The organism is Streptococcus sp. Marseille-Q7156 (assembly GCF_965119495.1).
Genome location: NZ_CBCPLU010000001.1, coordinates 182,095 through 204,973 on the forward strand (window position 1 = coordinate 182,095; position 22,879 = coordinate 204,973).

Consider the following 22,879-nt stretch of genomic DNA (forward strand, 5'->3'; position numbering starts at 1 on the left):
TTTTTTTGTATTTCTAAGAATAGTAGAATAAAAACTTCAGATTTGTAAAACTTAATTGGATTACTTATCTGAAGTTTTTTTATGGTTGTGCTAGTTTATTATTACTTCCAACTCTTGAGTGAAATTTCTCCGCTATTGAGCCAGATTTCTTTTCCGTTATCACATTGAACTAAAAGTTTGCCATTTTCTGAGATATCTTTAGCAAGTCCCTTGTAGTCTTTTTGATCTAGTGTGAAAGTAACTTCTTTTCCAAGAACGAATGACTGTTTTTTATATAGGTATAATAACTCATCTGCTGGTGTTTCGAAGAAAGCACGCCAGATTTCTATGATTAATTCATTCCTTGTTATTGGAGCTGTAGTTTTAAATAAGCTAGCAGCTTTTTCTTTTAATTCTTGTGGGAAATCATTAATAGTAAAGTTGATTCCTACTCCAATAATGATATCTGTGACTAAGCCTGTTTCTACAGAGGTCATTGCTTCAGTGAGGATTCCTCCAATTTTATGATTTTTGAGGTAGATATCGTTGACCCATTTTATGTCGACATCTATTAATGTTAGGTTCTTAATGGCTTTGTAGATAGCTCCTGCTACAAGTAGTGTGTAGGATGGTAATTTGTCATAGGGGAGATTGGGTTTAAGATGGAGTGTCATATAAATGCCACCTTGAGGTGAGTAGAAAGAACGTTGAAAACGGCCTCGGCCAGCTGTTTGATAGGAAGCTAGATAGAGGGTGTTTGCTTCATTTCCTAAATCAATTGCTTCTTTTGCATCGAGTTGTGTTGATCGTGTTTCGGGTTTAAAACTGATTTTAATTGGAAGATTTTGTTTTAGAAGTTCTGGAAGAATAAGGTCTCCATTCACAAGTTTATAGCCTTTGTTTTTGATACTATCAATTTTAATGCCCTCTTGTTCTAAACGCTTGATGGCTTTCCAAATTGATGTTCGGGTCAGTGATAGTTCTTCTGCAATCTTTTCTCCGCTGATATAGTCGGTTTCTTTAGCTAGAATTTGGTAGACGGCTTGGTAGGATTTCATAGTGTTTCCTTTCTCACTAGTTGGTGTTGGGAATATTCTTTTCTTGTATGACTTGGAGTCTGATTAAAGTATTGTTTATAAGCTTTTGAAAAATGGAGTGGATCTGAAAAACCTACCGAATATGCAATTACTTTGATAGACTCTTGGGTATTTTCGAGAAGTTGTTTAGCTCGGTGCATTCGAACGTAGAGTAGGTATTCTTTGGGTGATAAGGTATTAAATTCTTTGAATACGCTTGATAAGTAGCTTCTGTGAACGGATAGTTCTTTTGCTAAATCTTGTATTGTAAGTGATTGAGGATAGTGGCTATCAATTAATCTTTTACATTCAAGATAGAGTTGGTAGGTTGATGAAATATTCTTTTTTTTCTGATTGGGAGCAATAGTTCCCAGATGAAACATCAGTTCATGGAGTTGTCCCATAATATGGAGTTGAGCTAATTCATTGGATTTTGTAATCTGAGCGAATCGGACAATGTCTGAGATGAGCTTTGCAGTAGTCTGGGTATGACAAGTTTCAGATTGGATGAGATAAGATTGGTCAGAAATTTGAGAAAGAGCAAAATAATCAGGAGCTTTCCCTCCAGTGATTCCTAACCAGTAGTATGCCCAAGGTTCTTTACTATCTGCTTGATAAAAGGTTAGTTCATCTGGTTTTAATAGAAAGAAATCTCCTTCTTTTAAATCAACAATTTTACCATTATAATGAAATTTTCCTTGTCCTTTAGTAATGTAATGTAGGACGTATGTATCTCGAATTGCTGGACCAAAAGAGTAATTAGGTGTGCATTCCTCATATCCATAAAAGCTTAGGGAAAGGTCAATTGTTCCAGTCTGGTATTCTGAAAAAACTAGTATGTGCCACCTCCTACCTAACATTTTACCATATTCTTGAGACATTTTTCTATTTCGGAAAGCGATTTCATATGATAAAATAGAATCAATAAAGTGATGAGGTGAAGTAAATGGGAGTTAGGATAGAGAATAATCTATTTTATGTTGAGAGTAAAAATCTAAGCTTGATTATTGAAAATCGTGATGGGTACTTACTTTTGAAACATTTAGGAAAGACTATTAAGAACTATAAAGGTTCCAACAGTGTTTATGAACGAGACCATGCCTTTTCAGGAAATCCAACAGCTACTAATCGAACCTTTAGCTTAGATACACAACGTCAAATTTTTGGACAACATGGTTTGGGTGACTTTAGAAAACCAACTTTACAGGTTCAGCATGATGCAACTGAAGTAACAGACTTTCGATTTGTAGAAGCAAAGATTTTAAAAGGTCAGAATGGTCCACAGGGCTTACCTTCTCCACACAGCGTGGATGATACAGAGACTCTTGTCTTAATGTTAGAAGATTCTAAGGCTCAACTTAGTCTGACTTTGTATTATACTGCTTTTTATAATGATTCGACTATTGCTAGCTACAGTAAATTAGTGAATAATAGTAATCAGGAAGTTGTCATTCATAAAGACTTTTCTTTTATGGCTGATTTTCCAGCGGCAGCTTACGAAATCGTAACTCTTCAGGGAGCTTATGCTCGTGAAAAGACTGTCAGACGTCAACAGGTAGAACAAGGAATCTTTTCGATTAGTTCGAACCGTGGAGCTTCTGGGCATGCTCAAACACCAGCTCTTCTCTTATGTGATCAAGGAGTCACAGAGGATGCTGGAAATGTGTTTGCTATTCAACTAATGTATAGTGGAAACTTTGAAGCTTTTGCTCAAAAGAATCAATTGAATGAAGTTCGGGTGGCTATTGGCATAAATCCGGAAAATTTTTCTTGGAAGTTAGACCCTGAGGAATACTTTGAAACACCGGTAGCTTTAGTGACTTATTCAGATAAGGGATTAACTGGTGTTAGTCATGAAAGTCATAATTTTGTACTGAAGCACATTATGCCAAGTAAATTTTCTAAAAAAGAGCGTCCAATCCTAATCAATAACTGGGAAGCTACCTACTTTGACTTTCAGAGAGAAAAGCTGTTAGAGCTAGCTGATGAAGCTAAGAAAGTTGGCATTGAACTTTTTGTATTAGATGATGGTTGGTTTGGCAATCGCTTTGATGATAATCGTGCTTTAGGTGACTGGAGTGTTAATGAGGAAAAACTGGGTGGAAGCCTAGAAAGTCTGATTTCAGCTATCCATGAAAGAGGTTTGCAGTTTGGGCTTTGGTTAGAACCTGAAATGATTTCTGTAGATAGCGATTTGTATCGTCAACATTCTGACTGGGCTATTCAGGTTCCAGGATATGACCATACCTATTCTAGAAATCAACTAGTACTTAATCTTGCCAATCCTCAGGTAGTAGAATACTTGAAAAATGTCTTAGATCAACTCCTATCTTATCATGAAATTGATTACATTAAATGGGATATGAACCGCAATATCACTAACCTAGGAAATGGCTTTACTTATCTAGAAATACAGATGCAATCTCATCAGTACATGTTGGGGCTTTACGAACTCGTTTCTTATCTGACAGAAAAGCACAGCCATATTCTCTTTGAGTCCTGCTCTGGTGGTGGTGGACGAAATGATCTTGGTATGATGCGCTATTTCCCACAAGTCTGGGCTAGTGATAATACAGATGCTATTGCACGTTTACCAATTCAATACGGTTCATCCTATCTCTATCCAACCATTTCTATGGGGGCTCATGTGTCAGCAGTACCGAATCATCAGATGGGACGGATGACACCATTGGAAACTCGTGGTCATGTAGCAATGATGGGAAATTTGGGATATGAGCTTGATTTGACAAGTTTATCAGATGAAGAGAAAGCTGAGATTGCTAATCAGGTGAACTTGTATAAGGAATTGCGTCCAGTAGTTCAGTTAGGACAACAGTATAGACTAATTAATCCTGATACTGCATCCAATGAAGCTGCTGTACAATTTAATTACAAAAATCAAACGATTGTAACCTACGTTCGCGTTTTGTCAGTTGTAGAGACCATGGAAACAACTTTAAAGTTAAAAGATTTGGATGAAGAGGGACTGTATGAATTACAGGAAAATGGAGTAGTTTACTCAGGTGCAGAACTAATGTATGCGGGCTTAACTGTTATCTTATCCCAAGGAGATTTTTTGAGTAAACAGTATATTTTTAGAAGACTATAATAAAGGTGTGTAAATTTATAAAGGAGGCTTTCCAATGAAATGGTATAAGAAAGCAGGTTTTCTTTTAGTAGCTGGGGTTAGTTTACTAGGCCTAGCAGCTTGTGGTCAGAATAATCAATCGACTGATGGAAAGGTAACGATTGAATTTTTTAACCAGAAGACCGAAATGGCGGATACTTTGCAAAAAATTGTAGATCATTTTGAAAAGGATCATCCTACTATTGATGTAAAACTGACGACTGTTCCGGCAGCTGGAATTGTTCTGAAGACTCGGATTTTATCAGGAGATGTTCCAGATATTGTTAATATCTATCCTCAAAATATGGATTTTCAGGAGTGGGCAAAAGCAGGTTACTTTGCAGATATGACAGGGAAATCTTATCTTGAGAATATTAAGAATGACTATGCAGAAAAGTATGCAATCAATAACAAGATTTATAGTGTGCCTTTAACTGCTAACCTTTATGGAATCTATTACAATAAAACAAAGTTTAAAGAATTAGGACTTGAGGAACCGAAGACTTTTAAAGAGTTTCAAGAGATTGTTAAAAAGATAAAAGATAGTGGGAATTCTCCGTTTGCAGTTGCAGGCAATGAAGGATGGACATTAAACGGTTATCACCAACTTTCTCTCATTACTATTACAGGCAGTGGAGACGCAGCTAATAACTATCTTCGCTTTTCAAAACCAAATGCTATTTCTGTAGATGATGCTATTTTAAAAGCAGATGCAGAACGACTAGATTTGTTGGCAGACAATGCTCAAGATGGATGGCGTGGTGCCTCTTATAATGATGCGGTGGTAGCATTCTCGAATGAAAAAGCCTTGATGATGCCACAAGGCTCATGGGCATTAGCGGCAATTAATCAACAGGATCCAAAATTTGATGTGGGGATGTTTGCCTTCCCAGGAGAAGAAGTAGGAAAAGAAGTCACTGTTGGTGCAGGGGACATGGCATTATCAACTTCAGCTACTACCAAACATCCTAAAGAAACCGAAGAATTTATCAGCTATATGACTAGTTCAAAAGCTATGCAAGAATATTATGATGTGGATGGATCACTAGTTGCTGTAAAAGGTGTACAGTAAAAAGAAGATTCAGCACTTGCAGAGATTTCTAAACTAGCATTTACGGATAAACATTATGTTTGGTTGGGCCAACACTGGAATTCTGAAGAAGATTTTTTTAATCTAAGTGCAGGTTACTTGATGGATAAAAATCTGAAAAATATGGCAAACAATCTCAATGCTTTCTTTAATCCAATGAAGGCAGATTTGGACTAGAATAGGAGTTAAGATGATATGGCTATTCGAAAATTTTTAAATAAATACTGGGGTTGGACTTTTTTGCTCATCCCGCTTGCATTACAAGCTATCTTCTTTTACTTTCCGATGGTACAAGGTGCTTTCTATAGTTTGACTAACTGGACTGGATTGACCTATAATTATAAATTTGTTGGTCTGAATAACTACAAATTGCTGATGATTGATGGGAAATTCTTCACAGCCATTGCTTTTACTTTGATTTTAACCCTGGCATTGATTATTGGAGAGATTACAATTGGGATGGTTGTCGCTCGAGCCTTAAATTCTAAGATTAAAGGGCAGACCTTCTTTAGAGCATGGTTCTTTTTCCCAGCGGTTTTGTCTGGTTTGACAGTTTCCTTGATTTTTAAACAATTCTTTAACTATGGTCTTCCAACGATTGGAAAAATTTTAGGGATTAGTTTTTTACAAGAAAGTCTATTAGGAACACCGATCGGAGCGGTAGTGGCAACTATTTTTGTTCTTCTATGGCAAGGAGTAGCAATGCCAATTATTCTCTTTCTTGCTGGTCTTCAGAGTATTCCAAGTGATATTTTGGAGGCGGCATCAATTGATGGTGCAACAAGCAAACAAACTTTTTGGAAGATTGAATTACCATATTTGTTGCCAACGATTTCTATGGTTTTTATCCTAGCTCTTAAGTCCGGTTTGACTGCCTTTGACCAAATTTTTGCTTTGACGAGTGGTGGTCCTAATAATGCTACAACGTCTCTTGGTCTTTTAGTCTATAACTATGCCTTCAAGAGTAATCAATATGGATATGCGAATGCAATTGCCTTGATTCTATTCTTAATTATTGGAATTGTTTCTCTTATCCAAATCAAACTATCAAAGAAATTTGAAATCTAATAGGGGAGTCTTACACATGAAAAAAGAAGAAAAATTGAATCAGTTTTGGAAGTATGTCCTCTTGGTAGTAGGTAGTATTCTCATACTTGTTCCTTTGTTGGTAACGGTTTTTAGTTCCTTCAAGACAACCAAGGATATCATGAATCATTTCTTTGGTTTGCCAAATCCTTTTACATTAAGCAATTATGAACGATTGGTTTCGGATGGGATTGGAGGCTATTTCTGGAATTCAGCTGTTATTACGGTGTTATCATTGATTGTAGTAGCATTCTTTATACCAGCTGCAGCCTATTCCATTGCTCGAAATATGTCCAAGAAAAAAGTCTTTGCAATTATGTATTCGCTCTTGATCTTAGGGATATTTGTTCCATTTCAGGTGATTATGATTCCTATCACAGTTATGATGAGCAAACTCGGCCTGGCAAATATGTGGGGGTTGGTACTACTTTATCTAACTTATGCAATTCCACAGACTCTTTTCTTGTATGTTGGTTATATTAAAATCAGTGTACCAGATAGTTTAGATGAAGCTGCAGAAATTGATGGGGGTGATCGATTTACAACTTACCGTCGAATTATCTTTCCAATGCTGAAGCCCATGCATGCTACAACCTTGATTATCAATGCATTATGGTTCTGGAATGACTTTATGTTGCCACTGTTGATTTTGAATAAGGATTCCAAGATGTGGACTTTGCCTCTCTTCCAGTACAACTACCAAGGTCAGTATTTTAATGACTATGGGCCAAGTTTTGCATCCTATATTGTAGGAATTGTAACAATTACTGTCGTCTACCTCATCTTCCAAAAACATATTATTTCAGGAATGAGCAACGGAGCAGTGAAGTAAGAAGAACTCATGGAATCTATAGTCTCTGACACAGAGGCAGGGTTCAGCTTGTTGATAATTCTATGTAGAAAACAAGAAAGTAGTACTTAGTTTATTGAAGTCTATATTTAGTACGAGTTTGATGATAAACAGAGATTTAATACTCAATGAAAATCAAAGAGCAAACTAGGAAGCTAGCCGCAGGTTGCTCAAAGCACAGCTTTGAGGTTGCAGATAAAGCTGACGTGGTTTGAAGAGATTTTCGAAGAGTATAACATGAATTTGATTTACGAAGCCAGGTCATATGAGACTTGGCTTCAATTAGAAAAAGGAGAGTAATGATGCCAATTCAGAATAAAACCATGTTGATTACCTATTCAGATAGTCTGGGAAATAATCTTAAAGACTTATATGAGAATTTGGAAGAGCATTTTGGAGATGCTATTGGAGGAGTTCACATTCTACCATTTTTCCCATCAACAGGTGATCGTGGATTTGCGCCTGTTGACTACGACGAAGTGGACTCAGCTTTTGGTGATTGGGAGGATATTAAGCGTTTAGGTGAGAAATATTATCTTATGTTTGACTTTATGATTAATCATATTTCTCGTCAATCTAAGTATTATAAGGACTATCAAGAAAAACATGAAGCCAGTGAATTTAAAGATCTCTTTTTAAACTGGGATAAGTTTTGGCCAGAAAACCGTCCGACACAGTCTGATGTAGATTTAATTTACAAGCGTAAGGATCGTGCACCAAAGCAAGAGATTGTTTTTGAAGATGGGTCAGTGGAACATTTGTGGAATACCTTTGGTGAGGAGCAGATTGATCTTGATGTGACCAAAAAAGTAACGATGGAATTTATCCGTAAGACCATTCAGCACTTGGCAAGTAATGGGTGTGATTTGATTCGTCTAGATGCCTTTGCTTATGCAGTGAAGAAATTGGATACTAATGATTTCTTTGTAGAACCAGATATTTGGGATTTATTGGACAAAGTTCGAGATATCGCTGCTGAGTATGGGACAGAGCTTTTACCTGAGATTCATGAACACTATTCAATTCAGTTTAAAATAGCGGATCACGATTACTATGTTTATGATTTTGCTCTTCCAATGGTGACACTTTATACTCTTTATAGTTCCAGAACAGAGCGTTTGGCTAAGTGGTTAAAGATGAGCCCAATGAAGCAATTTACGACGCTAGACACCCATGATGGGATTGGAGTGGTGGATGTCAAGGATATCCTGACTGATGAGGAAATCGACTATGCTTCAAATGAGCTCTATAAGGTTGGAGCTAATGTCAAACGTAAGTACTCTAGTGCAGAGTATAACAATCTAGATATCTACCAAATCAATTCAACCTATTATTCTGCGCTTGGAGATGATGATGTTAAGTATTTTCTTGCACGCTTAATTCAAGCATTTGCCCCAGGTATTCCTCAGCTTTACTATGTAGGTCTATTAGCAGGCAAGAATGATTTGAAATTATTAGAAGAAACTAAAGAAGGTCGAAATATTAATCGTCATTACTATAGCAATGAGGAAATAGCAGAAGAAGTCCAACGCCCTGTGGTGAAGGCACTTCTCAATCTATTTTCTTTCCGTAATCGTTCAGAAGCATTTGATTTAGAAGGAACTATTGACGTTGAAACACCAACAGCCCACAGCATTGTAATCAAGCGTCAAAATAAAGATAAGTCCGTAACAGCAGTAGCAGAAATTGATTTGCAAAATCAGACTTATCGGGTAATTGAGAACGGAATTGAAGTAACATTTTGAAGCCTTGATATGGTTGATAAAATAGGGTTTTTATTTTAGAAAACGTTTCCTTTGTTTTCAAATTGCTAAAAAAGTGGTACAATATAGGGTAGCTTACTATTATCTGAATCAATTGATTTGGAGAGAAAGGATTCATTTTGAAATCAATAGGCTTTATTGAAAAGCTGAAAGGGTTGTCTAGTAAAGAGCTGATTTTATTGGGAATTATCCTGAGTATCTTTTTACCCTTTTATCTTTTTGTAGTTGTATTCTGTTTATATATTATCAGTTTAATTTTCACAGGAGACATGAAAAGTATTCTTCAGAAAATGGGGGAGCATCCGATGCTGCTTCTTTTTCTTGGCTATAGTACTGTTATATCCGTTTTTGCACAAAATTGGATGGGAGTTGTGGCTTCGGTAGGAATTTTTCTATTTACTGTTTTCTTTTTGCATTATCAGTCGATTTTATCACATAAATTCTTTCGATTGATTTTGCAGCTCGTCTTGTTTGGTAGCGTCTTGTCAGCTGCTTTTGCGAGTTTAGAACATTTCCAAATTGTGAAGAAATTCAACTATGCTTTTCTTTCACCCAATATGCAGGTGTGGCATCAGAATCGTGCAGAAGTGACCTTCTTTAACCCTAATTATTATGGAATTATTTGTTGTTTCTGTATCATGATTGCCTTCTATCTGTTTACAACGACCAAGTTGAATTGGTTGAAAGTATTCTGTGTGATTGCAGGCTTTGTGAATCTCTTTGGTTTGAACTTTACGCAAAATCGAACTGCCTTTCCTGCTATTATCGCTGGAGCCATTATTTATCTCTTTACGACCATTAAAAACTGGAAGGCCTTTTGGCTTAGTATTGGGGTCTTTGCGATTGGCTTGAGTTTCCTCTTTTCCAGTGATTTAGGAGTTCGGATGGGGACTTTAGACTCTTCTATGGAAGAACGCATTTCTATCTGGGATGCTGGGATGGCCTTGTTTAAGCAAAATCCTTTTTGGGGTGAGGGGCCATTGACCTACATGCACTCGTATCCTCGGATAAATGCTCCTTATCATGAACATGCTCACAGTCTTTATATTGATACGATTCTGAGTTACGGAATTGTGGGGACTATTTTACTAGTTTTGTCTTCTGTGGCTCCTGTTCGCTTGATGATGGATATGAGTCAGGAGTCGGGGAAACGTCCGATTATCGGTCTTTATCTGTCTTTCCTTACAGTGGTTGCTGTGCACGGAATCTTTGACTTGGCTCTCTTCTGGATTCAGTCAGGTTTCATTTTCTTGCTAGTTATGTGCAGTGTTCCATTGGAGCATCGAACGTTGGTATCGGACATGACGGATTAAGTATATAAGATTACAATCTTCTACCTTGGGTGGGAGATTTTTTACTAGGAAAAATTACTTCTAAATCGAAATAGTTGACAGTTGAAAGGACAAGTGTTACAATTATTCTATTCATTTCGATATCGAAATAAATTGGAGGTGTTATGAAAGATAGTCATTTGCTAGCCCATCATATTCGTTTGTTGAATGGGCGGATTTTTCAAAAGTTACTGAGCCAAGATCCTGAAGCTCTTTATCGGAGTGAACAGGGGAAGATTTTAGCGGTTTTATGGAATAGTGAAACTGGCTGCGCAACTGCGACAGATATTGCGCTTGCGACTGGGCTTGCAAATAATACGCTGACGACTATGATAAAAAAGCTAGAGGAGAAAAATCTTATAACTGTTAGTCCATGTGGAAAAGATAAGCGTAAGAAGTATTTGGTTTTAACAGAGTTGGGCAAGTCCCAGAAAGAAGTGGGGCATCGTGTCAGTCAGAAATTGGATACGATTTTTTACAAAGGATTTTCAGAGGAAGAAATTCGGCAATTTGAAGCCTTTCAAGAAAGAATTTTGGCGAATCTGAAAGAGGAGGAAAATGAGGTTTGAAATGGAGCAAATTAGCTGTTTATAAGTAAAGGCCACTTTTGACTTTGTTTTCCAACTCTTAGGACAAGGAAACTATGTGGTTAGCTATGGTCAGACTCAGATTGATGGAGTTGCCTATGCCCAGTACGATATCTTCCGCCTAGAGAACGGGAAAATTGAGGAGCATTGGGACAATAAGGAAGTCATGCCTAAGGTAGAAGACTTGATCAATCGAGGAAAGTTTTAAAATGAGGACAAAGAATGATTGAATACAAAAATGTAGCCTTGCGCTACACAGAAAAAGATGTCTTGAGAGATGTTAATTTACGGATTGAGAATGGGGAGTTTATGGTTTTAGTTGGACCTTCTGGGTCCGGTAAGACGACCATGATCAAGATGATTAACCGTCTTTTGGAACCAACTGATGGAAATATTTATATGGATGGCAAGCGCATCAAAGACTATGACGAGCGGGAGCTTCGTCTTTCTACTGGTTATGTTTTACAGGCTATTGCTCTCTTTCCAAATCTAACAGTTGAGGAAAATATTGCCCTGATTCCTGAGATGAAGGGCTGGACTAAGGAAGAAATTGCTCAGAAAACAGAAGAGCTTTTGGCTAAGGTTGGTTTACCAGTGGCTGAGTATGGGCATCGACTTCCGAGTGAATTATCTGGTGGGGAACAACAGCGTGTTGGAATTGTCCGTGCCATGATTGGCCAGCCTAAGATTCTCCTCATGGATGAACCTTTTTCAGCCTTGGATGCTATTTCGAGAAAACAGTTGCAGATTCTGACGAAAGAATTGCATAAAGAATTTGGGATGACAACGATTTTTGTAACCCATGATACGGATGAAGCCTTGAAATTGGCAGACCGTATTGCTGTCTTGCAGGATGGAGAGATTCGCCAGGTGGCGAATCCCGAGACAATTTTAAAAGCGCCTGCCACAGAATTTGTAGCAGACTTGTTTGGAGGTAGTGTTCATGACTAATTTAATTGCAACTTTTCAGGATCGTTTTAGTGATTGGTTGACAGCCCTATCTCAACATTTACAGTTGTCACTTTTGACCCTGTTACTAGCTATTTTTATCGCGATTCCCTTGGCTGTTTCTCTTCGCTATCATGAGAAGTTGGCGGATTGGGTCTTGCAGATTGCAGGGATTTTCCAGACTATCCCGTCACTGGCCTTGTTGGGACTCTTTATCCCCTTGATGGGAATTGGAACCTTGCCAGCTTTGACAGCTCTAGTGATCTATGCGATTTTCCCGATTTTGCAAAATACCATTACTGGGCTAAAGGGAATTGATCCAAATCTACAAGAGGCTGGGATTGCCTTTGGGATGACCAGATGGGAACGTCTCAAGAAGTTTGAAATTCCACTTGCTATGCCTGTTATCATGTCTGGGATTCGAACAGCAGCAGTATTGATTATCGGTACGGCAACCTTGGCGGCCTTGATTGGTGCAGGGGGACTGGGTTCCTTTATCCTTTTGGGAATTGACCGTAATAATGCCAGTCTAATTTTGATTGGGGCCCTTTCTTCTGCAGTGCTAGCCATTGCCTTTAACTTCCTACTAAAAGTGATGGAAAAGGCAAAATTGCGGACGATTTTCTCTGGTTTTGCCTTGGTGACCATATTACTCGGTCTGTCTTATAGTCCAGCCCTCTTGGCACAAAAAGAGAAAGAAAACTTGGTGATTGCTGGGAAATTGGGTCCAGAACCAGAAATTTTGGCTAATATGTATAAGTTACTGATTGAAGAAAATACCAGTATGACTGCGACTGTTAAACCGAATTTTGGGAAAACAAGCTTCCTCTATGAAGCTCTGAAAAAGGGAGATATTGATATTTATCCTGAATTTACCGGTACGGTGACTGAAAGTTTGCTTCAACCATCACCTAAGGTGAGTCATGAGCCAGAGCAGGTTTATCAGGTGGCGCGTGAAGGTATTGCCAAACAGGATCATCTAGCCTATCTCAAACCCATGTCTTATCAAAATACCTACGCTGTAGCTGTTCCGAAAAAGATTGCTCAAGAATATGGCTTGAAGACCATTTCGGACTTGAAAAAAGTGGAAGGGCAGCTGAAGGCAGGTTTTACACTTGAGTTTAATGACCGTGAAGATGGCAATAAGGGCTTGCAATCAATGTACGGTCTCAATCTCAATGTGGCGACCATGGAACCAGCTCTTCGCTATCAGGCAATTCAGTCAGGTGATATTCAAATCACGGATGCCTATTCGACTGATGCGGAATTGGAACGTTATGATTTACAGGTATTGGAAGATGACAAACAACTCTTCCCACCTTATCAAGGGGCTCCACTAATGAAAGAAGCTCTTCTCAAGAAACATCCAGAGTTGGAAACAGTTCTCAATAAATTGGCTGGTAAAATTACTGAAAGCCAGATGAGCCAGCTCAACTACCAAGTCGGTGTTGAAGGCAAGTCAGCAGAACAAGTAGCCAAGGAGTTTCTACAAGGACAAGGTTTGTTGAAGAAATAGCTTGAAAATACTTAACTCAACTTTTTAAACGACTACAGAGAAGAATGCTCAGATAATGTTGTCTGGGCTTTTTTAGTGTCAGAATTAATGATTTTCATTTTTAAATGGAAAATAAGAGGAAATTTTTAGGATTTTCTAAAATTTTACTGTAAATACACTTGACTATTCACAAAATAGGTGTATAATGTGTTGTGAACTACTTAACAAATAAAGATTTCCAGCTCATGTCGACTAAGGATGGAAATCTTGTGTATAGACAGTTCAGTAGATATATAATAGAGCGTTGCGTCCGAAAGTCTATCAAGACACGGCTCTTTAAAAACAAAAGGAGAAATGATGCATACTTATTTGCAAAAGAAAATTGAAAATATCAAAACAACTCTAGGTGAAATGTCAGGTGGTTACCGTCGTATGGTTACGGCTATAGCTGATTTAGGATTTTCAGGAACTATGAAGGCTATCTGGGATGACCTCTTTGCCCATCGTAGTTTTGCCCAGTGGCTTTATTTGCTGGTTTTAGGAAGTTTTCCTCTCTGGCTGGAATTGATTTATGAACACCGTATTGTTGACTGGATTGGGATGATTTGTAGCCTAACTGGGATTATTTGCGTTATCTTTGTATCGGAAGGTCGAGCAAGTAATTATCTTTTTGGCTTGATTAACTCTGTTATTTACCTTATTTTGGCACTACAGAAAGGCTTTTATGGTGAGGTACTCACGACACTTTACTTCACAGTTATGCAACCGATTGGACTTCTAGTTTGGATTTATCAGGCACAGTTTAAGAAGGAAAAGCAGGAGTTTGTCGCGCGTAAACTGGACGGCAAGGGTTGGACAAAGTATCTTTCCATTAGTGTTCTTTGGTGGTTGGTATTTGGCTTCATTTATCAGTCTATTGGTGCCAATCGTCCCTATCGTGATTCAATCACAGATGCGACCAATGGGGTAGGGCAAATACTCATGACAGCTGTTTACCGTGAACAATGGATATTCTGGGCAGCTACCAATGTCTTTTCTATCTATCTCTGGTGGGGAGAAAGCCTGCAAATTCAAGGGAAATATCTAATTTATCTCATTAACAGTCTAGTTGGTTGGTATCAGTGGAGCAAGGCAGCAAAGAGTGCTTAAAAAGTAAAAAAAGGATCGGATGATCCTTTTTTGTGTTAGAGCAAAATGAATAATACCGTAATGATAATAGTGCTCGTTATACGAACGATGTGGTGCGATATATGTTGTTTTTTTCTGTTTGTCATTCCAATAGGCTCCGTAGCAAATCAACCCACAGCCAATCAGCCAAAGAAATAGTGCGACAATCGGCAAAAAGCAGTAGAGGATGAGAGATAAGGTCGCAATACTACTTCCGATAAGGGGAAGCCGATTTCCTAATTGTTAAATGAAGTGATATACTTGAAGGATATCAAATCTATTTTGCTCTTCCGAGTTTAATTTTTTATCAAAACATGCTATACTGTAGCATAGAAATAAACGATCACTTAGCAATGAAGTATAGTGAGAGTTGAAAGGATTGGAAAATGAATAAACAACCGCAAATCATGGAAAAAGAACGTTTGGGGGCTTTTATAGATGCAGTTTTAGCCATCGTTATGACTATCTTGGTGCTTGAGTTGGAAAAACCGAACACATTTGATGTACAAGGATTATGGGAGCTTCGAACAAATTTTCTCGCCTACGCCATCTCTTTCTTTTGGCTAGGAGCTATGTGGGCCAATATTCACGCTGCCTCCCACCTTATTCAAAAAATCAGTCAAAAAACGGTTTGGGCTACCATTGTTATGCTCTTTTTCTCTTCCCTCTTTCCCTATGCGACACAGCTCATAGCGACTCATTTTACGAATGGGACTATGCAGGCCTTTTACGGAGTCATCGTCCTACTGATTACTTTTTCAGTCTTATGGTATTATCGTACGCTTGAGGAGGTAAATGATGGCGCAGAAATGTATGGGTTGAATGCAGATCGCCAAAAATGGTTGACCTGGGACATTGGTATTAAGATTCTTGGATTAATCTTGTCCCTAACGATTTTCCCCGCAGGAGTTGGGATTTCAGTCCTAGTGACCCTTCTATCTATTGTCATTCCTAAACAATTTAATCCATAAAACGTCAAAACGAGCCCTTTTGGACTCGTTTTTCTGTTTAATTATAGACATGTAGGATTTCCAAATAAAATTGGACCACTTCTTGTTCGCTATAGGATTTGCCTTTTTTCAACCACCAGCTGAGGGTTTCAATGAAGTGGCTGACGACAAAGTGTTGAAGATAGGATGACGGAATCTTGGGATGAACTGTTTGCAAGTCTTGGACGACCATCGGGTAGACATGATGTTTGAGCTCTTTTTGCAGTTGGCGGAGAAAGTAGTCGTTTTTTGATAAGAGAAGACTGGTAATATGGTCTTGATTTTTCTTAAAATGCAAAAAGATATGCGCCAAATAATCCTCTGTTGAGAGATGCTTTTCACGTTCAAAGAGGTGGTGGAAAAGGTATCGACAGAGTTCATCTAGAAGTAACTCCTTACTTTCATAATGACTGTAAAAGGTTGAACGACCAACGTCTGCCAAGTCGATAATTTCTTGAACGGTAATGGTTTCGTATCTTTTAGAATTTAGTAGCTGTAAGAATGCTTGATAGATAGCTTTTTTTGTCTTATTGATACGGCGATCTTTTTTCACTTGATGTACATTTGAAACAAAATGTTCAGAATCGTACGAATTGAACTAACTGCTTCTATCCTTTCTTTGAGTGGTGGGGGATAATAAGAATGAACAAGGTGTTCATAAGACTATTATACCAAAGGAATGAGAAATATGAAGGCAAAATATACTGTTTGGCTAGCTTTTTTCTTAAATTTGACTTATGCTATTGTCGAGTTTATCGCTGGTGGAGTGTTTGGTTCCAGTGCAGTTCTTGCTGACTCGGTGCATGACTTGGGAGATGCGATTGCTATTGGGATCTCAGCCTTTTTGGAAAGTATCTCCAATCGTGAAGAAGACAGCCACTATACTTTGGGCTACAAGCGTTTTAGCCTTTTAGGGGCCATGGTAACGGCTGTGATTCTTATGACAGGGTCCGTTTTGGTCATTTTGGAAAATATAGCGAAAATCTTTCATCCACAACCGGTCAATGATGAGGGGATTCTCTGGTTAGGAATTATTGCGATTATTATCAATGTGCTAGCGAGTCTGATTGTTGAAAAGGGGAAAACCAAGAACGAATCCATTCTCAGTCTCCATTTTTTGGAAGATACTCTTGGTTGGTTGGCTGTCATTCTAATGGCGATTATCCTTCGATTTACAGATTGGTATATCCTAGACCCGCTTTTGTCGCTCGCTATTTCTTTGTTTATTCTTTCAAAAGCCATCCCACGTTTTTGGTCTACTCTCAATATTTTCCTCGATGCTGTGCCAGAAGGAGTAGATATCCAGAAGATCAGGAGTGATTTGGAGCAATTGGACCATATCGCTAGCGTCAATCAGCTCAATCTCTGGACCATGGATGGCTTGGAGAAAAATGCCATTATCCATGTTTGTCTAGAGCATGTCAAACATATGGAAGTTTGTAAAGAATCCATTCGGGACTTACTCAAAGATTGTGGCTTTCAAAATGTCACCATTGAGGTCGATGAAGATCTGGCGACTCACCGAGCCCATAAACGCAATATGGCAGAGCTAGAAGCGAATAGAAATCATGAGAATGCTCATCATCATTAAATACAAAATGACTCCTAGAGAATTAGATTTCCCAGGAGTTTTGTCTTATTTAATGAATTCCGCCAAATGAATATCTGGGTTGAGGGAGACTAAATAGTAGGTCACATGTGCCTCTGGGTCAGACAGAGGAATGATGACTCGTTCTGTTTGAAGTGTTTCTCTATCTTTACTAAGATTGGTCGCAAAGCGAGGCAGGGTGGAGTTGTTAGCTAATTCTTCAAATTCAAAACGGCTGGATTGAACGAGGAATTTAGAAGCAGGCATTTTCTCTTGGACTAGGTCATTCCAAAAACCAATCTGATTCATCAAAAGAAAGTTGTAGCCATCAATATCTGAAAAGATGATAGAAGTTTCTTTAGCCAAGGCGTGGTTTAAAGGGACAACGATGTCCAGACTTTCTTTGAGATAAGGTAGAGAGTCAATCGAGTGTCCCTCAAAAGAAAAGGGCAAGACAGCTATATCTGTGGTATTTTCATCAATAGCTTCAAGCGCTTGGCTTGTTGAACAAATCTTATGTTTGATTTGTTTGTCAGGATAAAGACTGGTTAATATTGGGAGGAGATTCCAGAGGGGAGCTGGAGCAACAGAGATTACTGTAATAGTCTTGAGACTTTGGTCGAAATCTCTCACTTCTTGAATGCCTTGTTGGCTTGTTTCCAAAATACGTCTAGCCACTTGGACAGCCCGCTCCCCTGTTTCATTCAGTGAAATCCGATTGACACTGCGTTCAAAGAGGGTGACACCAAAGTCTTCCTCTAGATGTTGCATGGAACGAGAGAGGGAAGGGGTGGAAATCAGGAATTGTTCAGCAACTTTGGAGAGGGTTCCTAACTCCTTAAAAGCGACGAGTTGTTCGAGTTCTTCGAGGTTTAACATAGCAGGCTCCTTTTAGTTTTCGTTTTATGAAAAGTAGATTCCTTTATTGATAGTGTACAAAATTCTTGATCAGATGTAAACTAGAACCATAAAAAGAAATAAGGAGATAACAAAATGCTTTACAAAACTTTAAATAACAATGTTAAAATGCCTCAATTAGGATTTGGGGTTTTCCAAACACCAATCGATGAAACCAAGCAAGCAGTTCGGGATGCTATCGAAGTTGGGTATCGCTCTTTTGATACCGCTCAGTCCTATCAAAATGAAGAAGGGGTCGGCCAAGCTATCAAGGAATCAGGTCTTCCTCGGGAAGAATTCTTCATCACTACCAAAATTTGGATTTCTAATGCGGGCTATGAAAAGGCCAAGGATTCCATTGAAGAATCCTTGCAAAAATTGCAAACAGACTATATTGATCTTTTGCTTATTCACCAACCATTTGGAGATTATTACGGAACTTACAGAGCCATGGAAGAAGCCTATAAAACTGGCAAGGTCCGTGCTATCGGGGTCTCTAACTTTTCACCGGATCGTTTTATCGATTTGCAGCATTTCGTAGAGATTAAACCGGCTGTCAACCAGATTGAAACCCATATCTTCCAGCAACAAAAAGTGGCTAAGAAGTATTTGGAAAAATACCAGTGTCAAATCGAGTCTTGGGGACCTTTTGCGGAAGGACGCAATGATTTCTTTAACACGCCTCTCTTGAAGGAAATTGGAGAAAAATATGGCAAGTCCGTAGCGCAGGTTGCCCTTCGTTTCCTTCTTCAAAGTGATGTGGTGGTTATTCCAAAATCCGTCCGTAAGGAACGCATGCAAGAAAATTTCAATGTATTTGATTTTGAATTAACGGAAGAAGAAATGAAGAGCATTGAAGGTCTGGACCAAGAAAAATCCCTCTTCTTCGATCATCAGGATCCAGAAACAGCTGAATTTTTCATGACCATTGTCAATAAATAAAGGAGCATATATGATAAAAACAGAAAAAACACCCTTATCATTTTTAATTATTCTAAGTGGCTTTATGGCCTTTACCTCCCTATCTACTGATATTTATCTACCAGCCATGCCGACCATGCAAAAGACTCTGGGCGGACGGGTAGAATTGACGGTGACAGGCTTTCTCATTGGTTTTGCCATTGCGCAACTTATCTGGGGACCTATTAGCGACCGAATTGGACGGATCAAACCCTTGGTTATTGGAACCCTCTTGTTTGTTATCGGCTCTATCGGTTGTGCCCTATCAACTTCTATGACTATGGTCGTCTTCTGGCGAGTCTTTCAAGCATTGGGTGCTTGTACAGGTCCCATGATTAGTCGGGCCATGATTCGTGATCGTTACGATAGCCAACGAGGGGTGCAGATGCTTTCAACCTTGATGATGATTATGGCTGTAGCACCAATTCTAGGGCCACTCCTAGGTGGTATCTTCCTTCGTTTCTCCACCTGGAATCTAATTTTCTGGTTTATGGCCTTGGTAGGAGTCATGCTTTTTCTATCGACACGTCTTCTCCCAGAGACCTTGCCAGTCGCTGAACGAAGTCATGCTTCTCTAACTCAAAGCTTTAAGAACTATGCCAAACTCTTGGCTTCCAAAAAATTCATGATTTATGCCATGAGTGTAACCTTCTTTTATGTAGCCGCCTACGCCTTCGTTACTGGTTCTTCGGACATCTATATGAATTTCTATCATGTCCCAGCAGAAAGCTATTCTCTTCTATTTGGGGTCAATATTGTCGGTGTATCTTTGATGAGTATGGTCAACCGTCAGTTTGTGAGTCACTTTAGCCTGCCTAAACTCCTAGCGATTTCTACTAGCTTAGCCTTTCTCTTTACCTTGGTTTTGGCCTTTATGGGAGTGACTAATGTCCTTGGACTTTGGGGAATCGTTGTACCCATGTTTTGTTTCTTTAGTATGAATGGGATTGTTGCGGCTTGTTCTAATGCAGCAGCTCTAAATGCGGTACCGAGTGACATGGCAGGGTCTGCAGCAGCTATTCTCGGTGCTCTTCAATATGGTAGTGGTGTCATTCCATCTATACTCTTGGCTGTTTTTGCGGACAAGACACCAGCAACAATGACTATTATTATTGCTGGTGCGATTTTCCTTTCAGCCCTTATGGGATGGTGGGGTTACCGCGAAGATGTTTTCCCCAAACTTTTTGACTAATGAAAAGGTCTGCTAATAAGAAAACTGCTAATGATAAAAAATTTTCGATTAGATGCAAAATGCTTGACTTGGAGTCAACTCAAAGTTATATAATAAGATAAGTGAGTGAGAATAGCTTAAACTCAGTGAATGAAATGAGAGGAGGTTAGCCTATGAATATTAAGTCTGCCAGTGACTTGTTGGGAATTTCAGCGGATACGATTCGGTATTATGAACGAGTTGGTCTTGTGCCACCGATTACTCGAACTGCAACAGGGATTCGTGATTTTCAAGATCAGGATATAGAAGCACTGGAATTTATTAAGTGTTTTCGTTCGGCAGGTGTTTCTGTAGACAGTTTAGTTGACTATATGTCTCTTCATCAAAAGGGGGATGAAACGAGAGAGGAAAGACTTGGTATTTTAGAAGAGGAAAAGCAAAAATTAGAGGAACGATTGTCTCAGTTACAGGTGGCTTTAAATCGCTTAAATCTCAAAATTAAACTTTACAAGGAAGGAAAAATTTAAATGAAATCAGCAGTATATACAAAGGCAGGCCAGGTTGGACTTGCTACAATTGAACGTCCGCAAATTATCGAAGCAGATGATGCTATTATCCGCATTGTCCGTACTTGCGTTTGTGGTTCGGACCTTTGGAGTTACCGGAATCCCGAAATCGAAGAAGGACATAGAAATAGCGGTCATGAGGCGATCGGAATTGTCGAAGAAGTTGGTGAGAACGTTACTACAGTAAAATCTGGTGACTTTGTCATTGCCCCTTTCACACATGGTTGTGGTCAGTGTGATGCTTGCCGTGCTGGTTTTGATGGTTCGTGTGATAATCATCCTGGTAACAACTGGTCAGGTGGTGTCCAGGCTGAGTATATCCGTTTCCACTATGCCAACTGGGCGCTGGTTAAAATCCCTGGTCAACCTTCTGACTACACAGAAGGTATGCTAAAATCTCTCTTGACTCTTGCTGATGTGATGCCAACAGGCTATCATGCGGCGCGTGTTGCAAATGTTCAAAAAGGTGATAAGGTTGTGGTCATCGGTGATGGGGCTGTTGGTCAATGTGCTGTCATCGCGGCTAAGATGCGTGGTGCGTCGCAAATTATTCTTATGAGCCGTCATGAAGATCGCCAAAAGATGGCTCTGGAGTCGGGTGCGACAGCTGTTGTAGCTGAGCGAGGTCAAGAAGGTATTGCCAAGGTGCGTGAGATTCTAGGTGGTGGTGCAGATGCAGCTCTGGAATGTGTTGGAACAGAAGCAGCGGTTGATCAAGCTCTTGGTGTTCTCCATAATGGAGGGCGTATGGGATTTGTAGGAGTCCCACACTATAATAATCGTGCTCTGGGTTCGACATTTATGCAAAATATCTCTGTAGCAGGTGGGGCAGCTTCTGCGACAACATACGATAAGCAATTTTTACTAAAAGCCGTCCTTGATGGTGATATCAATCCAGGTCGCGTCTTTACTTCAAGTTATAAATTAGAGGATATTGACCAAGCCTACAAAGATATGGATGAACGTAAGACCATTAAGTCTATGATTGTGATGGACTAAAAAAGAAAATCCTAATGGAGATTTGAGACTCTCTATTAGGATTTTTGTCATGTTTAATTTGTGGAGTTATGGCAGAGTACTTTCTCTCAATGTCAGTCTGGTTCCCAGCATGGTCAGGCTAGGGATTTTGCGACCGTGGAGTACTTCCTTGTTAAGAATATCCATACCTGCTCGGCCCATTTCTTCAGTATAAACTGTGATGCTGGAGAGGGGAGGATAGACCTGTTTGGTCAGGCTGGTGTCGTTAAAGGAAATAAGACTGACGCGGTCTGGCAGGCTGATTCCAGCTTCTTGGAGCGCACGGAGGGCACCGATGGCTAAACTATCGCTGGCTGCGAAAAATGCTGGTGGGAGTTGGTCTCCTAAGCTCTGAATGGCCTCCTTCATCAAGTCATAGCCAGACTGGGCGGTAAAGCTTCCTTGAAAGACCAGTTCATCATGATAGATTCCTTTTGTTTGACTGTAGTTTCTGAAATTTTCCAGCCGCTTATCCTCAATGATTTCTTCTTGGTCGGTTGTTTCTTCAAGCCCTGTTAGAATCCCGATACGGTCCATCCCTTGACTGAGGAAATAATCGACAACCTGTTTCATGGCAGTATAAAAGTCCGTGATAATGCAGGTGTGTCCTAGTGAAAGAGTATCGCTGTCTAAAAATACAAGAGGCTTTTGGTATTCTTCAAAGGCAGAAATCTGAGCTCGACTAAACTTTCCGATGCAGAGAATCCCAATCACTTCCTCGCTCAGGGTAAAAGGATGGTCATTAAAATAGCGCAAGATATCATAGTCCAACTCTTGGGCTCTTTTTTCTATGCCTAGGCGAATCTGGTAGTAGTAGAGGTCGTCCAGCTCTCCTTGTTCGCTGACCCATTGGATAATGGCAATCTTTTGCTTGGGTTTGTGGGACTCGCCTGTCTTGAGGTGTTTGGTGTAGCCCAGCTCTTCAGCAACAGTTAAAATACGGTGTCTGGTTTCTTCTGTAACAGATAGGCTCTGGTCGCGGTTTAGAACACGGGATACGGTCGCGATAGAGACAGAGGCTAGCTGTGCAATGTCTTTTAAGGTAGCCATAAATCCTCCTTGATTAGGTTAGTATATCATATTTTTCTGCTTTTTACTGATAGTTTAGTAAAATTTTAGTAAAAAGGATTGACCTTGGGAAATCCCTTGGATACAATAGAAGAAAACGATTACACGTTAAGGTGACTTAACG

General features: G+C 39.3%; 20 protein-coding genes and 3 pseudogenes. 17 read left to right on the forward strand and 6 right to left on the reverse strand.

Annotation, left to right across the window (positions count from 1 at the left end):
* Nucleotides 1-101: 101 nt before the first annotated feature.
* Together birA and ACWPV5_RS00985 are read right to left on the reverse strand one after the other, a co-directional pair.
* Nucleotides 102-1,037, reverse strand: a complete 936-nt coding sequence (birA, locus tag ACWPV5_RS00980) for a bifunctional biotin--[acetyl-CoA-carboxylase] ligase/biotin operon repressor BirA (RefSeq protein ID WP_219966960.1) — start codon at nucleotides 1,035-1,037, stop codon at nucleotides 102-104.
* Nucleotides 1,034-1,894 carry an AraC family transcriptional regulator gene (locus tag ACWPV5_RS00985; protein ID WP_261070475.1) on the reverse strand — a complete coding sequence of 287 codons (861 nt, stop codon included), beginning with the start codon at nucleotides 1,892-1,894 and terminating at the stop codon, nucleotides 1,034-1,036. The genes birA and ACWPV5_RS00985 overlap by 4 nt, the downstream gene beginning before the upstream one ends.
* Before the next feature lie 107 nt (nucleotides 1,895-2,001).
* Here ACWPV5_RS00985 and ACWPV5_RS00990 point away from each other — a divergent pair, with 107 nt between their 5' ends.
* The 11 genes and pseudogenes from ACWPV5_RS00990 (at nucleotide 2,002) to pnuC (ending at nucleotide 14,481) form a co-directional block, all read left to right on the forward strand.
* Nucleotides 2,002-4,164: an alpha-galactosidase gene (locus ACWPV5_RS00990; RefSeq protein ID WP_261070472.1), complete on the forward strand. Its 2,163-nt coding sequence runs from the start codon at nucleotides 2,002-2,004 to the stop codon at nucleotides 4,162-4,164.
* A 34-nt stretch (nucleotides 4,165-4,198) separates the two neighbouring features.
* Nucleotides 4,199-5,449: pseudogene (locus ACWPV5_RS00995) on the forward strand (extracellular solute-binding protein).
* A gap of 18 nt (nucleotides 5,450-5,467) precedes the next feature.
* Entirely contained in the window at nucleotides 5,468-6,340 is an 873-nt protein-coding gene (locus tag ACWPV5_RS01000; protein WP_261077419.1) for a sugar ABC transporter permease, read from the forward strand.
* Nucleotides 6,341-6,356: 16 nt separating this feature from the next.
* The gene (locus ACWPV5_RS01005; protein ID WP_219966964.1) at nucleotides 6,357-7,190 is read left to right on the forward strand and encodes a carbohydrate ABC transporter permease; all 834 of its coding nucleotides are present in this window, start codon (nucleotides 6,357-6,359) and stop codon (nucleotides 7,188-7,190) included.
* Between the two features lie 320 nt (nucleotides 7,191-7,510).
* Nucleotides 7,511-8,953, forward strand: a complete 1,443-nt coding sequence (gtfA, locus tag ACWPV5_RS01010; protein WP_454381980.1) for a sucrose phosphorylase — start codon at nucleotides 7,511-7,513, stop codon at nucleotides 8,951-8,953.
* Nucleotides 8,954-9,090: 137 nt separating this feature from the next.
* The gene (locus ACWPV5_RS01015) at nucleotides 9,091-10,284 is read left to right on the forward strand and encodes an O-antigen ligase family protein (RefSeq protein ID WP_004238796.1); all 1,194 of its coding nucleotides are present in this window, start codon (nucleotides 9,091-9,093) and stop codon (nucleotides 10,282-10,284) included.
* A gap of 143 nt (nucleotides 10,285-10,427) precedes the next feature.
* The gene (locus ACWPV5_RS01020; protein ID WP_454381981.1) at nucleotides 10,428-10,871 is read left to right on the forward strand and encodes a MarR family winged helix-turn-helix transcriptional regulator; all 444 of its coding nucleotides are present in this window, start codon (nucleotides 10,428-10,430) and stop codon (nucleotides 10,869-10,871) included.
* 34 nt (nucleotides 10,872-10,905) lie between these two features.
* Nucleotides 10,906-11,097 (forward strand): annotated as a pseudogene (locus ACWPV5_RS01025) (nuclear transport factor 2 family protein); the annotation flags it as partial.
* A gap of 14 nt (nucleotides 11,098-11,111) precedes the next feature.
* Nucleotides 11,112-11,840: an ATP-binding cassette domain-containing protein gene (locus ACWPV5_RS01030; protein WP_454381982.1), complete on the forward strand. Its 729-nt coding sequence runs from the start codon at nucleotides 11,112-11,114 to the stop codon at nucleotides 11,838-11,840.
* Nucleotides 11,833-13,353 (forward strand): ABC transporter permease/substrate-binding protein, encoded by a 1,521-nt coding sequence (locus ACWPV5_RS01035; protein WP_454381983.1) that lies wholly within the window; start codon nucleotides 11,833-11,835, stop codon nucleotides 13,351-13,353. Before ACWPV5_RS01030 ends, ACWPV5_RS01035 begins: the two co-directional genes overlap by 8 nt.
* A 336-nt stretch (nucleotides 13,354-13,689) precedes the next feature.
* The gene (pnuC, locus tag ACWPV5_RS01040) at nucleotides 13,690-14,481 is read left to right on the forward strand and encodes a nicotinamide riboside transporter PnuC (protein WP_454381984.1); all 792 of its coding nucleotides are present in this window, start codon (nucleotides 13,690-13,692) and stop codon (nucleotides 14,479-14,481) included.
* 35 nt (nucleotides 14,482-14,516) lie between these two features.
* Here the strand turns inward: pnuC and ACWPV5_RS01045 are convergent.
* Nucleotides 14,517-14,631: pseudogene (locus tag ACWPV5_RS01045) on the reverse strand (glucuronide permease); the annotation flags it as partial.
* A gap of 275 nt (nucleotides 14,632-14,906) precedes the next feature.
* Here ACWPV5_RS01045 and ACWPV5_RS01050 point away from each other — a divergent pair.
* Nucleotides 14,907-15,470 (forward strand): TMEM175 family protein, encoded by a 564-nt coding sequence (locus ACWPV5_RS01050; RefSeq protein ID WP_454383418.1) that lies wholly within the window; start codon nucleotides 14,907-14,909, stop codon nucleotides 15,468-15,470.
* Between the two features lie 37 nt (nucleotides 15,471-15,507).
* Here the strand turns inward: ACWPV5_RS01050 and ACWPV5_RS01055 are convergent, their stop codons facing one another.
* Nucleotides 15,508-16,041: a TetR/AcrR family transcriptional regulator gene (locus ACWPV5_RS01055; RefSeq protein WP_454381985.1), complete on the reverse strand. Its 534-nt coding sequence runs from the start codon at nucleotides 16,039-16,041 to the stop codon at nucleotides 15,508-15,510.
* A 135-nt stretch (nucleotides 16,042-16,176) separates the two neighbouring features.
* Here ACWPV5_RS01055 and ACWPV5_RS01060 point away from each other — a divergent pair, with 135 nt between their 5' ends.
* Nucleotides 16,177-17,079 carry a cation diffusion facilitator family transporter gene (locus tag ACWPV5_RS01060; RefSeq protein WP_454381986.1) on the forward strand — a complete coding sequence of 301 codons (903 nt, stop codon included), beginning with the start codon at nucleotides 16,177-16,179 and terminating at the stop codon, nucleotides 17,077-17,079.
* 45 nt (nucleotides 17,080-17,124) lie between these two features.
* Here ACWPV5_RS01060 and ACWPV5_RS01065 read toward each other — a convergent pair whose 3' ends face one another.
* A complete protein-coding gene (locus tag ACWPV5_RS01065) occupies nucleotides 17,125-17,955 on the reverse strand; it encodes a LysR family transcriptional regulator (protein WP_454381987.1) in 831 nt (276 codons plus the stop codon).
* Nucleotides 17,956-18,069: 114 nt separating this feature from the next.
* On the opposite strand from ACWPV5_RS01065, the gene ACWPV5_RS01070 reads away from it, so the two are divergent.
* The 4 genes from ACWPV5_RS01070 (at nucleotide 18,070) to ACWPV5_RS01085 (ending at nucleotide 21,669) form a co-directional block, all read left to right on the forward strand.
* Nucleotides 18,070-18,915 carry an aldo/keto reductase gene (locus ACWPV5_RS01070; protein WP_454381988.1) on the forward strand — a complete coding sequence of 282 codons (846 nt, stop codon included), beginning with the start codon at nucleotides 18,070-18,072 and terminating at the stop codon, nucleotides 18,913-18,915.
* 10 nt (nucleotides 18,916-18,925) lie between these two features.
* A complete protein-coding gene (locus tag ACWPV5_RS01075; RefSeq protein WP_454381989.1) occupies nucleotides 18,926-20,125 on the forward strand; it encodes a multidrug effflux MFS transporter in 1,200 nt (399 codons plus the stop codon).
* A gap of 152 nt (nucleotides 20,126-20,277) precedes the next feature.
* Nucleotides 20,278-20,631 (forward strand): stress response transcriptional regulator NmlR, encoded by a 354-nt coding sequence (gene nmlR / locus ACWPV5_RS01080; protein ID WP_454381990.1) that lies wholly within the window; start codon nucleotides 20,278-20,280, stop codon nucleotides 20,629-20,631.
* Nucleotides 20,632-21,669: a zinc-binding dehydrogenase gene (locus ACWPV5_RS01085; RefSeq protein WP_454381991.1), complete on the forward strand. Its 1,038-nt coding sequence runs from the start codon at nucleotides 20,632-20,634 to the stop codon at nucleotides 21,667-21,669.
* 66 nt (nucleotides 21,670-21,735) lie between these two features.
* Here the strand turns inward: ACWPV5_RS01085 and galR are convergent, their stop codons facing one another.
* The gene (gene galR / locus ACWPV5_RS01090; protein WP_454381992.1) at nucleotides 21,736-22,737 is read right to left on the reverse strand and encodes a DNA-binding transcriptional regulator GalR; all 1,002 of its coding nucleotides are present in this window, start codon (nucleotides 22,735-22,737) and stop codon (nucleotides 21,736-21,738) included.
* Nucleotides 22,738-22,879: the final 142 nt, after the last annotated feature.

Bases quoted from the DNA above. Each gene is read 5' to 3' on its own strand.
- birA (WP_219966960.1), bottom strand. From the start codon at position 1,037: ATGAAATCCTACCAAGCCGTCTACCAAATTCTAGCTAAAGAAACCGAC.
- ACWPV5_RS00990 (WP_261070472.1), top strand. From the start codon at position 2,002: ATGGGAGTTAGGATAGAGAATAATCTATTTTATGTTGAGAGTAAAAAT.
- ACWPV5_RS01000 (WP_261077419.1), top strand. From the start codon at position 5,468: ATGGCTATTCGAAAATTTTTAAATAAATACTGGGGTTGGACTTTTTTG.
- ACWPV5_RS01005 (WP_219966964.1), top strand. From the start codon at position 6,357: ATGAAAAAAGAAGAAAAATTGAATCAGTTTTGGAAGTATGTCCTCTTG.
- gtfA (WP_454381980.1), top strand. From the start codon at position 7,511: ATGCCAATTCAGAATAAAACCATGTTGATTACCTATTCAGATAGTCTG.
- ACWPV5_RS01020 (WP_454381981.1), top strand. From the start codon at position 10,428: ATGAAAGATAGTCATTTGCTAGCCCATCATATTCGTTTGTTGAATGGG.
- ACWPV5_RS01030 (WP_454381982.1), top strand. From the start codon at position 11,112: ATGATTGAATACAAAAATGTAGCCTTGCGCTACACAGAAAAAGATGTC.
- ACWPV5_RS01035 (WP_454381983.1), top strand. From the start codon at position 11,833: ATGACTAATTTAATTGCAACTTTTCAGGATCGTTTTAGTGATTGGTTG.
- pnuC (WP_454381984.1), top strand. From the start codon at position 13,690: ATGCATACTTATTTGCAAAAGAAAATTGAAAATATCAAAACAACTCTA.
- ACWPV5_RS01050 (WP_454383418.1), top strand. From the start codon at position 14,907: ATGGAAAAAGAACGTTTGGGGGCTTTTATAGATGCAGTTTTAGCCATC.
- ACWPV5_RS01060 (WP_454381986.1), top strand. From the start codon at position 16,177: ATGAAGGCAAAATATACTGTTTGGCTAGCTTTTTTCTTAAATTTGACT.
- ACWPV5_RS01065 (WP_454381987.1), bottom strand. From the start codon at position 17,955: ATGTTAAACCTCGAAGAACTCGAACAACTCGTCGCTTTTAAGGAGTTA.
- ACWPV5_RS01070 (WP_454381988.1), top strand. From the start codon at position 18,070: ATGCTTTACAAAACTTTAAATAACAATGTTAAAATGCCTCAATTAGGA.
- ACWPV5_RS01075 (WP_454381989.1), top strand. From the start codon at position 18,926: ATGATAAAAACAGAAAAAACACCCTTATCATTTTTAATTATTCTAAGT.
- nmlR (WP_454381990.1), top strand. From the start codon at position 20,278: ATGAATATTAAGTCTGCCAGTGACTTGTTGGGAATTTCAGCGGATACG.
- ACWPV5_RS01085 (WP_454381991.1), top strand. From the start codon at position 20,632: ATGAAATCAGCAGTATATACAAAGGCAGGCCAGGTTGGACTTGCTACA.
- galR (WP_454381992.1), bottom strand. From the start codon at position 22,737: ATGGCTACCTTAAAAGACATTGCACAGCTAGCCTCTGTCTCTATCGCG.